Source organism: Microcoleus sp. F4-D5 (assembly GCF_036704885.1).
Classification (GTDB): Bacteria; Cyanobacteriota; Cyanobacteriia; order Cyanobacteriales; family Microcoleaceae; genus Microcoleus.
Genome location: NZ_JAUBSX010000057.1, coordinates 37955 through 48021, shown reverse-complemented (window position 1 = coordinate 48021; position 10067 = coordinate 37955). Strand labels below are relative to the sequence as shown.

The window sequence follows — 10067 nt, the reverse complement described above, 5'->3', positions numbered from 1 at the left end:
TTACTTATTATCTCGGATGATTCACTTTTATCCCCTCCATCTGCCTATGTGCCAGTTGGGGGTGCGGAATGTGGGTTCGAGAGTTGAGGTGAGGTGATTGATGATTCCAAAGCACCACGCCCGGATCGCCATCGACAGAGTGGAAACAGCGAGCACTAACCGCATTCGTTGAGTCCTTTGTGGGTCATTCGATTTTAGATTTTAGATTTTGGATTTTGGATTGACTTGCGCGAGACAAATTCGGGGGCTTGAGGATTTTAGATTTTAGATTTTGGATTGATTCCACGGATCGATCGCGTGGCGGGTACTACCTTTGAAATTCTTGGTCAAGTAAACGGGTATGATGGCATTGCCAACGATGAAATTTGACAGCGCGGTAAACACATTCGGTAAACTTACATCTTGCACCATTGTTAATAAGTCTTTTACGGGCTCGGAACAACGGCCCACAAGAAAATATACTCTTGGCGGAACGGGCTCGAAAGGTCTGTGAAGCGAGAATGGTATTCTGGGCGTGAGGTAACAGGAGGTAGCCCATAGGAGAGAAGGTCGGCTTACTGGGGCTTCAGGTCAGTCAGAATCAACCGCGGGTCTTTGCAGTCAGGGTCGCAACGATCTAGGAGTGTACAAGGAAGAGCTCCACGTCGCCAACCAAATCGCTTGAGGCATTTGTTTGGACGCGATACGTGACTAATCCTGGAGATCCTGATTTTTCAAGATGGGGGTTTTGGATGCAGTTTCATTTCATCACTTGATTTTCGCCCTGGGAGGGAAGTTCATAACTCATGCGGTTGTAACAAACCTCGACCTGTCACGAGTGGGAGAGGGGAGAGTAAGGGAAGGGGAGTATTTTTATTGTGACTAATGACTAATGACTAATGACTGCTGAGATCTAACAATTTTCTTAAGCTGAAAACTTCCAAGCTCACATGATTAGAAAATACATATTAGGTACAATAAAGAGCTTGGCACTCTGTCGATCGCAATTTTTTCGTCACTTTTAGGAAAACATCAAAATGAACAGCAACGAACTGCCACAAAAACAAGGCTTGTACGATCCGCAGTTCGAGCACGACGCTTGCGGAGTCGGATTTATTGTACACGTCAAGGGTCAGCAATCCCACGAAATTGTCGAGCAGGCACTGACAATCCTGCTGAACCTCGACCACCGGGGCGCGTGCGGCTGCGAGCCCAACACGGGAGACGGGGCGGGGATTCTGATGCAAGTGCCCCACAAGTTTCTCAAGAAAGCGGCTGCCGCGCAAAACATCGAACTTCCCGAAGCCGGCGAGTACGGCGTTGGCGCGATTTACTCGTCGCCCAATCGAACTGAACGGGAAAACGGGCAGCGCATTTTTGAGGAAATCGCGGCAGAAGAAGGCCAGGAAGTGCTCGGCTGGCGGGATGTTCCCACGGACAACTCGTCCCTGGGCGACACCGCTAAATCTAGCGAACCCTTCATGCAGCAAGTGTTCCTGCGGCGGGCTGCTGGTATTGACGAGGCGGCTTTCGAGCGGAAACTGTACGTCATCCGCAAACGGGCTCACAATGCCATCCGCAGGACTAACACAGACCCCTACTGGTACAATTCCACTCTCTCGTGCCGGACGATCGTCTACAAGGGTATGTTAATGCCGGTGCAGGTGGGGGATTATTATCCCGAACTGCACGACCCCGACATGGAAAGCGCTCTAGCCCTGGTTCACTCGCGCTTCAGCACGAATACTTTTCCGAGTTGGGAACGATCGCACCCTTACCGCTACATCGCCCACAACGGCGAAATCAACACGATGCGCGGCAACATTAACTGGATGCACGCGCGGCAATCGCTGTTCGAGTCGGAACTGTTCGGCGATGACTTAAAGAAAATCCCCAATTTAATCAATATCGAAGGCAGCGACTCGACTATCTTTGATAATGCTCTAGAATTGCTGACTTTGGCCGGGCGTTCTTTGCCCCACGCCGTAATGATGATGATTCCGGAACCTTGGACGGCCCACGAGTCGATGAGTGACGAGAAAAAGGCTTTCTACGAATACCATTCTTGCTTGATGGAACCTTGGGACGGGCCGGCTTCGATCGCCTTTACTGACGGTACTTCGATCGGGGCAGTGCTCGATCGCAACGGTTTGCGCCCTTCCCGCTACTGCGTCACCAAAGACGACTTGGTAATTATGGCATCGGAAGCTGGAGTTTTGCCGATCGCCCCGGAAAGAATCGCTTTCAACGGCCGCTTGCAGCCGGGCCGGATGTTCCTGGTAAATACCGAGGAAGGCCGCATCGTCTCTGATGAGGAAATTAAACATCAAATTGCTTCGGAACACCCGTACCGCGAGTGGATCGACAAGCACATGGTCGAAATCGCCAAACTCAAAGATGCGCCGGAAGTGGCAGAATCCGACCCCGAAACATTATTGCAGCGGCAAATGGCCTTTGGCTACACCTTTGAAGAACTGCGGTTGCTGTTAGCGCCGATGGCGAAAGATGGGGTGGAAGCTGTCGGCGCGATGGGTGCGGATACGCCGCTGGCGGTGCTTTCCAACCGCCCAAAACTGCTTTACGAATACTTCCAGCAGTTGTTTGCTCAAGTTACCAATCCGCCGATCGATTCTATCCGCGAAGAAATTGTAACTTCTGCCGAAACTACGATCGGCGCTGAACGCAATTTGCTCAAACCGGAACCGGAAAGCTGCCATTTGATTGAACTGAAAACGCCAATTCTCAGCAATGAAGAATTAGCTAAGCTCAAACACGTAAATGAGGGCAATTTCAAGTCGCTGACCGTACCGATTTTGTTCGACCCCAAAAGCGGCGTGAAAGGTCTAGAACAAGCATTAGAAGAGGTTTTTGCAGCAGCAGACAGCGCGATCGACTCGGGGGTGAATATCATCATTTTGAGCGATCGGGGTATCAATCCAGACCAAGCCCCAATTCCGGCGCTGCTGGCAGTTGCGGGCCTGCACCACCACTTGATCCGCAAAGGTACGCGCACGCGGGCGGGACTCGTGCTCGAATCCGGCGAACCTCGGGAAGTGCATCACTTTGCGACACTTATTGGATACGGTTGCGGCGCGATCAATCCGTATTTGGCCTTCGAGACGATCGCCGATTCGATCCGCGAAGGATTGCTGGTAAATGTCGATTACAAAACAGCTTGCAAAAATTACGTCAAAGCCGCAACTAAAGGTGTGACGAAAGTTGCCTCGAAAATTGGGATTTCCACCATTCAAAGTTACCGCGGCGCGCAGATTTTTGAGGCGATCGGCTTAAACAAATCCGTAGTCAATAAATACTTTGCTTGGACGGCATCGCGGATTGAAGGTGTAGACCTCGAAGTCATCGCCCAAGAAGCAATTTTGCGCCACAATCACGCATTCCCAGACCGTCCATCCAGCGGACATACTCTCGATGTCGGCGGCGAATATCAGTGGCGGAAAGAAGGCGAGGCGCATTTGTTTAGCCCGCAGACAATTCACGCGCTGCAAAAGTCGGTGCGCGAGGGCAGTTACACGCTTTTCAAACAGTATTCTGCGCTGGTAAACGAACAAAACCAGCAGCATTTTACCTTGCGCGGTTTGTTGCAATTCAAACAGCGGGAATCGATACCGATTGAGGAAGTTGAGCCCGTTGAATCTATTCTCAAACGCTTCAAAACTGGGGCGATGAGTTACGGTTCGATTTCTAAGGAAGCCCACGAATCTTTAGCTGTGGCGATGAACCGCATTGGTGGCAAATCGAACACCGGTGAAGGCGGGGAAGATCCGGAACGCTACACTTGGACGAACGATCGCGGCGACTCGAAAAACAGCGCGATCAAACAAGTTGCTTCCGGGCGTTTCGGCGTTACCAGCTTGTACCTTTCCCAAGCGCAGGAACTCCAAATCAAGATGGCGCAAGGCGCAAAACCCGGAGAAGGCGGACAGTTGCCCGGTAAAAAAGTATACCCGTGGATTGCGAAGGTGCGGCACTCGACTCCGGGTGTGGGTTTGATTTCGCCTCCTCCTCACCACGACATTTATTCGATCGAAGATTTGGCCGAATTGATTCACGACTTGAAAAATGCCAACCGGGAAGCGCGGATCAGCGTGAAACTCGTGTCGGAAGTTGGAGTCGGGACGATCGCGGCCGGGGTTGCAAAAGCCCACGCCGATGTCGTGCTGATTTCCGGCTACGACGGCGGAACCGGCGCGTCGCCGCAGACTTCGATCAAACACGCGGGATTACCTTGGGAATTGGGACTGGCTGAAACTCACCAGACTTTGGTACTCAACAATCTCCGCAGCCGGATTGTGGTAGAAACTGACGGTCAAATGAAAACCGGCCGCGATGTAGCAATTGCTGCCTTGCTTGGTGCTGAGGAATTCGGTTTTGCGACCGCGCCGCTGGTGACATTGGGCTGCATCATGATGCGCGTTTGCCACCAGAACACTTGCCCGGTGGGCGTAGCGACGCAAGACCCGCTGTTGCGGAAAAACTTTACCGGCGACCCCGAGCACACGGTAAACTTTATGACCTTCGTCGCGCAGGAAGTCCGGGAAATTATGGCGCAGTTGGGCTTCCGCACGCTGAATGAAATGGTGGGGCGGACTGATGTTTTGGAAGCGAAACAAGCTGTGGAACACTGGAAGGCTAAGGGTTTGGATTTCTCGAAAATCCTTTACCAGCCGGAGGTGGGCGCGGATGTCGGGCGCTACTGTCAGATGGCGCAGGATCACGGTTTAGAAAAGTCGATCGACATGAGTGTACTGCTGGATTTGTGCAAAGGTGCGATCGAAAACGGCGAAAAAGTGCGCGCCAAGCTGCCGATTACCAATGTCAACCGGGTTGTCGGCACAATTCTCGGCAACGAAATCACCAAACGCCACTGGGAAGGTTTGCCGGATGACACGGTGCACCTGCACTTCCAAGGCAGCGCCGGGCAAAGCTTTGGCGCATTCGTGCCCAAGGGAGTCACCCTGGAACTCGAAGGCGAAGCTAACGACTATTTGGGCAAAGGGCTCAGCGGTGGCAAAATCATCCTGTATCCGTCACCAGCTTCTACCTTTGTCGCGGAAGAAAACGTGATTGTCGGTAACGTAGTGCTTTACGGCGCGACATCCGGCGAGGTTTTCATCCGAGGGATGGCGGGCGAACGTTTTGCTGTGCGTAACTCCGGCGTCAACGCAGTAGTTGAAGGTGTGGGCGATCACGGTTGCGAGTACATGACTGGCGGCAAAGTTGTAGTTTTGGGCAAAACCGGGCGCAATTTTGCTGCGGGTATGAGTGGCGGTGTTGCTTACATTTTGGATGAAGCGGGGGATTTTGCAACTCGCTGCAATATGTCGATGGTAGGTTTAGAAAAGTTGGAGGATGCTGAAGAAATTAGCGATTTGCGGCAGTTAATTCAGACTCATTGTGATTTGACTGGAAGTGCGAAAGCATCGAAGGTTTTGGCAAATTGGGACTCGATGGTGCCGGTGTTTGTGAAGGTGATGCCGAAGGATTACAAGCGGGTGTTGCAGGCTATTGAAAGGGCGATCGCTGCGGGTTTAAGCGGTGATGATGCGCTGACGGCTGCATTTGAAGAAAACGCTCGCGATGTCGCCCGAATTGGCGGCAGCTAGGGTTCTGCGGTAGAATTCTACTCATGTAGCAAGGGGCTTAAAGCCCCTTGTCCGAGTTCCTACACACTATGCAATGGAATATCTAACTTTTAGAGAAGCCGATCGAGAGGACATACAGGCGATCGTCAATATTCACAATTCTAATGCGCGCAGTCAAAATACGTCGATCGAGCGAGGCTTTTTGCTAACAAAAATTACTGAAGATGAGATTGTCAAAAGCTTAAATAATTCAGGCAGATATTTTGTTGCAGCTACAACCGATGGGGAAATTCTGGGATTTGTGGCTATATCACAACCGAAAATATCTGAGGAAATGTTGAATAAAATTATCTGGAAAGATGAGGGTTTTAAGAAAATAGTCACAAGCGATCGGCATTTTTATCTCCAAGTAGTAGCAACAAAGTTAGATTGCATGGGTAGAGGTGTTGCTCGATTTATGTATGAAGAAATTTATAAAGTTTTTCCAAATTCATTTATTTCGCTGTTTATTGTTACCCACCCAATAGCTAATAATCGTTCACTCATGTTTCACCAAAAACAGGGATTTGAACAAATAGGAACTTTGCAAATCGATCTATTTCTCGATTTACAAAATTATGAAAGTATTTTGCTGTTTAAAGAAACTTGAATCCGAGGATACTATAAACTATAAACTTTATTCAGATGTCATCTTGTTATGCGATATTCCTGAAGAATGACTTTATGTCGGCGAGAGGGGTACAGTTGTAGAACAGCATCACGTTGAGGGGCTAGAAATAGGTTATAGCCTTGAGCTCTTCGACTTGAGCTCTTCGATCTGTTGGGAAACACTGTAGCAGTTGCGACGCTACTTGAAAGTTATTTGCGATCGCCCACAAGTGCAGACAGACCTACAGTTAGACTGGTTAATAGTTCTGCTGCGTAAGTAGAGGCAATTGTGCAAGGGATAAACTAACTGAGTATCCCAAGCTAATTTAATTGAAGTCACCCCTGAATTGCTGTCAAGCCACCCGTTTGATATAATGTTGTTACTAGATTGTAGAATAGCAATCAAAATAAAGGGATAATTATGACCGTCGAACAAGCCATTTTGGAAAATGTGAAGGTCTTATCGCCAGACCAGCAACAAGAAGTCTTAGCTTTCATCAAATTCTTGCAGTCCGATAAATGGGAAGATATCTATAAAGGACGCTTCAAAGAACTCCAGCAAGAAATTCGTCTGGGAATGGATGCGGCCGGGCGGGGTGAAGTAATTGATGCTGAAGATATGTTTCGGAGTTTGCGCTTAAAGCTACAACAACGTCGCACGCAAGCAGATATATGAATCGGATTTGTAGATTTACAATTCCGGCAAGTCGGGATATAGAAAGGATTATGGACTATATTGCCGATCGCAGCGGTTTCGATGCAGCAGAAAGCTTTCTGGACAGAATTAACGATAAGTGTCAAACTCTCTCGCAGTTTCCGAGTATGGGACGGAATCGCGATGAGTTAATGGAAAATGTACGGAGTTTTCCGATCGATGATTACCTCATTTTCTACAGTCCGATCGAAGCAGGAATTGAAGTTCTGCGGGTTGTTAGCGGCTACCGAGATTTAGAAGATTTATTCTCTGAGTGAACTGTATCGAGTTTCTTATATTATGAAAGCGATTGAAACCACTGGAAAAATTGACCATCGAGGGATGCTTTGTATCGATCGACCCCTTGCTATTGTCAGCCACAGCTACGTTCGGATTATTGTTTTAGTACCGGAAGACACTGACATCGATCCGGATGATGACCCGACTGAAACTGTCCTCGAAGGGCTTCAGCAAGGCTTCCATGAGGCAATTACCGGACAAACTCTCCCCTTGTCCCAACTGTAGAATTGATATAGAATTAGGGAAATCAACAAGCAAAATGATTCAATCCATACCGAAAATATCCATCAAACCTGGATACCGTGCCCAGTCGGATGATAAAACTCCTGAAGCTGATGCAATTGATTTTTACCTACTGCGGCAACTCACCAATTCCCAACGGTGGCAAATGGGGGCAAAATTAAATCGTTGGGCAAAAACTGTTAGCTTGCGCGGGATGAAAAAAGCTTGTCCCTCAACCTACAAAGAGCGATTTGCTCGATCGATATTAGGTAGCAAGTGGTTGCCAATTTTAACCGCCACCAGTGATCCCTCTATGTGGACGCAAGACCCCAGAGAAATTGCTAGACTGTTGCACCCACTTTTTGAAACATTAGGCGTCTCTTATTATATTACAGGAGGCGTTGCCGCTTCTGTCTATGGCGACCCGAGAACAACACGCGATTTAGATTTAGTAATTGAATTGCTCCGGGACAATATTTTTCAATTAGTTGAAGCACTAGAAACGGCTGGTTTTTACTGCCCTCCGGGTTCGGTAAAAGATATTCAAGAGGGTAGAGGGATGGTGTTGAGCGTCACTCACATGACTTTAGTATTGAACGCTGATATTGTGCTTAATTCTAATACTGAATTCGATAGCTCAAAAATGGCAAGACGACGATTAGAAGCGCTTGACGAAGCTGGTGTAGAACAATTTTGGGTGGCTTCTCCTGAAGATATTGTGTTGGCAAAACTGCTCTTGTGGCAACAATCTCAGTCTCAAAAACAATGGAATGATATTTTGGGAATTATGAAAGTCCAAGCTGATAATTTGCAGCGGGGTTACTTAACAGAGTGGGCCCAACAATTGGGGTTGATTGATGATTTGAACCTAGCTTTTACTGAATCAGGGATTTGAGGCGATCGCAATTCGCGCAGTGCGATGGAAAAAAAGAGCGATCGATAGTAGAGAAAATTGTGCAATGGATAAACTAACTGAGTATCCCAAAGTAATAGAGCATATTTTAACCGAGTATCTATAATTGTACCGCCATCCTCAACCAGACATCGAAACATTCTTAATTACCGACGAACAAAACGGTGATTTATTCTCCTATCCTTCAATCTAAAATCTAAAATCTAAAATCTAAAATCGATTGACTGTTTACGTTCGGATTCGCGATCGCAAATTCTGGATCGAGGAAGACTGGACAGAAAATGGGATTGCAACGGATTTGGTGCGTGCAGGGGTTCCCAAGGAAGATATTGTGTTGGCATTTCACGAGCCAGGGATGCGGCAATACACCGATTTTGCAGCCGCTTCTTAGCACTTATTTAACTTAACTATAGCGACCAAAACTTGAGCGGCAAACCATCCTGAAATACCAGCAATTCTCCTGGTTGCATTTGCGTCCACACTTCGTCATCAGTCAGCGGCAAAGTGGCAATAACAGCCACGCAATCGTCCTCCTTTGTTAGTTCCCGGAAATCAACAGTTACATCTTCGTCGATCGAGTGCGCGCTAGCAAAAGGTGCTTGTCGCACAATATAATGCAAATTAGTAGAACAGTGTGCGAACAAGTGTTCTCCATCAGAAAGTAAATAATTGAAAATTCCGTGTTGTGCGAAAGTTTTAGTAATTTCCGCCAGTACCGGGTAAATTTCCGCTAAAGCAGGTTTGCTTTGAGGAAAAGTGGATCGCAGCTTTTCTAATATCAAACAGAATGCTTTTTCGCTGTCAGTCTGACCAACTGGTTTGTAAAATCCTGCACTTTCAGGATGAAAATTTTCCAGATTTCCGTTGTGAGCAAACACCCAATAACGCCCCCAAAGTTCCCGAATAAAAGGGTGGCAGTTTTCCAGAGCAATTTTGCCTTGGGTAGCTTGGCGGATGTGAGCAATGACATTAGTTGAATGAATGGGATAGCGGCGCACTACTTCAGCAACCGGAGAAGCAATCGCAGGTTTAGAGTCTATAAAAATGCGACATCCCAAACCTTCAAAAAAAGCAATTCCCCAACCGTCTTGATGAATGTCCGTTTTGCCGCCTCTTGCAGAAAAACCCTCAAAAGAAAAGCAAATATCTGTCGGAACATTGCAGTTCATTCCCAGTAATTGGCACATAGCTTTTAAGTCTCTGGAGTGTGGATCGATCGCGCTGCTATTGGCAGCTAAAGATTTGCGGTGATAATATTATAGTATTAACGGGTCAAATAAGTTAAAGACTCTTAATATTTTTGCTTTGTCAACCGTAATGATACTGAAGTTAGAACGTTGGCGATTGCTAAAAAAATCGCTCGTGTTTCCCAAACGATGTTAACCGATAACTGGCTCCGCACTGTTTACCGTGCAGACAGCGAGTATCAAGTGTTAGCCGATATCCGGGAAGGAATTGATAGCGCTTTGATGATTTGGTAGCACCGTTTGAAGATCCATAATAACCAGCCAGCAATTAAAATTATCAAAAATTAGTGACAAATTAATTGGATTAAATGCTTTTGGAACTGAATCAGGTGTTCGTGACTCGTACTGAAAAAACGATCGATGTTTTATAAAAAGCTAAGCACTGGTGTATTTTGGCATCGATTGCATCCGCACTCAACATCATTAATATTGCTACTTAATTATCTGCTCGATAGCGAAAC

9 protein-coding genes are annotated in these 10067 nt (G+C 47.4%); 7 read left to right on the top strand and 2 right to left on the bottom strand.

Features of this window, described 5'->3' with window-relative positions:
* Positions 1-264 precede the first annotated feature (264 nt).
* Positions 265-411, bottom strand: coding sequence for a hypothetical protein (locus QUA80_RS23255; RefSeq protein ID WP_333427387.1), 147 nt, complete (start codon positions 409-411; stop codon positions 265-267).
* 605 nt (positions 412-1016) lie between these two features.
* Here QUA80_RS23255 and gltB point away from each other — a divergent pair.
* The 7 genes from gltB (at position 1017) to QUA80_RS23220 (ending at position 8750) form a co-directional block, all read left to right on the top strand.
* Positions 1017-5603: a glutamate synthase large subunit gene (gene gltB, locus QUA80_RS23250; protein WP_333427386.1), complete on the top strand. Its 4587-nt coding sequence runs from the start codon at positions 1017-1019 to the stop codon at positions 5601-5603.
* A 73-nt stretch (positions 5604-5676) separates the two neighbouring features.
* Positions 5677-6231 carry a GNAT family N-acetyltransferase gene (locus QUA80_RS23245; RefSeq protein ID WP_333427385.1) on the top strand — a complete coding sequence of 185 codons (555 nt, stop codon included), beginning with the start codon at positions 5677-5679 and terminating at the stop codon, positions 6229-6231.
* 420 nt (positions 6232-6651) lie between these two features.
* The gene (locus QUA80_RS23240; RefSeq protein WP_333146877.1) at positions 6652-6906 is read left to right on the top strand and encodes a hypothetical protein; all 255 of its coding nucleotides are present in this window, start codon (positions 6652-6654) and stop codon (positions 6904-6906) included.
* Complete coding sequence (locus tag QUA80_RS23235; protein ID WP_333427384.1) at positions 6903-7202, top strand: type II toxin-antitoxin system RelE/ParE family toxin; 300 nt, start codon at positions 6903-6905, stop codon at positions 7200-7202. Before QUA80_RS23240 ends, QUA80_RS23235 begins: the two co-directional genes overlap by 4 nt.
* Positions 7203-7224: 22 nt before the next feature.
* A complete protein-coding gene (locus QUA80_RS23230) occupies positions 7225-7449 on the top strand; it encodes a type II toxin-antitoxin system RelN family antitoxin (RefSeq protein WP_333427383.1) in 225 nt (74 codons plus the stop codon).
* Between the two features lie 34 nt (positions 7450-7483).
* Complete coding sequence (locus QUA80_RS23225; protein WP_333427382.1) at positions 7484-8341, top strand: hypothetical protein; 858 nt, start codon at positions 7484-7486, stop codon at positions 8339-8341.
* A 238-nt stretch (positions 8342-8579) separates the two neighbouring features.
* Entirely contained in the window at positions 8580-8750 is a 171-nt protein-coding gene (locus QUA80_RS23220) for an element excision factor XisI family protein (RefSeq protein ID WP_333427381.1), read from the top strand.
* Positions 8751-8766: 16 nt separating this feature from the next.
* Here QUA80_RS23220 and QUA80_RS23215 read toward each other — a convergent pair whose 3' ends face one another.
* Positions 8767-9546: a class II glutamine amidotransferase gene (locus tag QUA80_RS23215; protein WP_333427380.1), complete on the bottom strand. Its 780-nt coding sequence runs from the start codon at positions 9544-9546 to the stop codon at positions 8767-8769.
* Between the last annotated feature and the right edge of the window lie 521 nt (positions 9547-10067).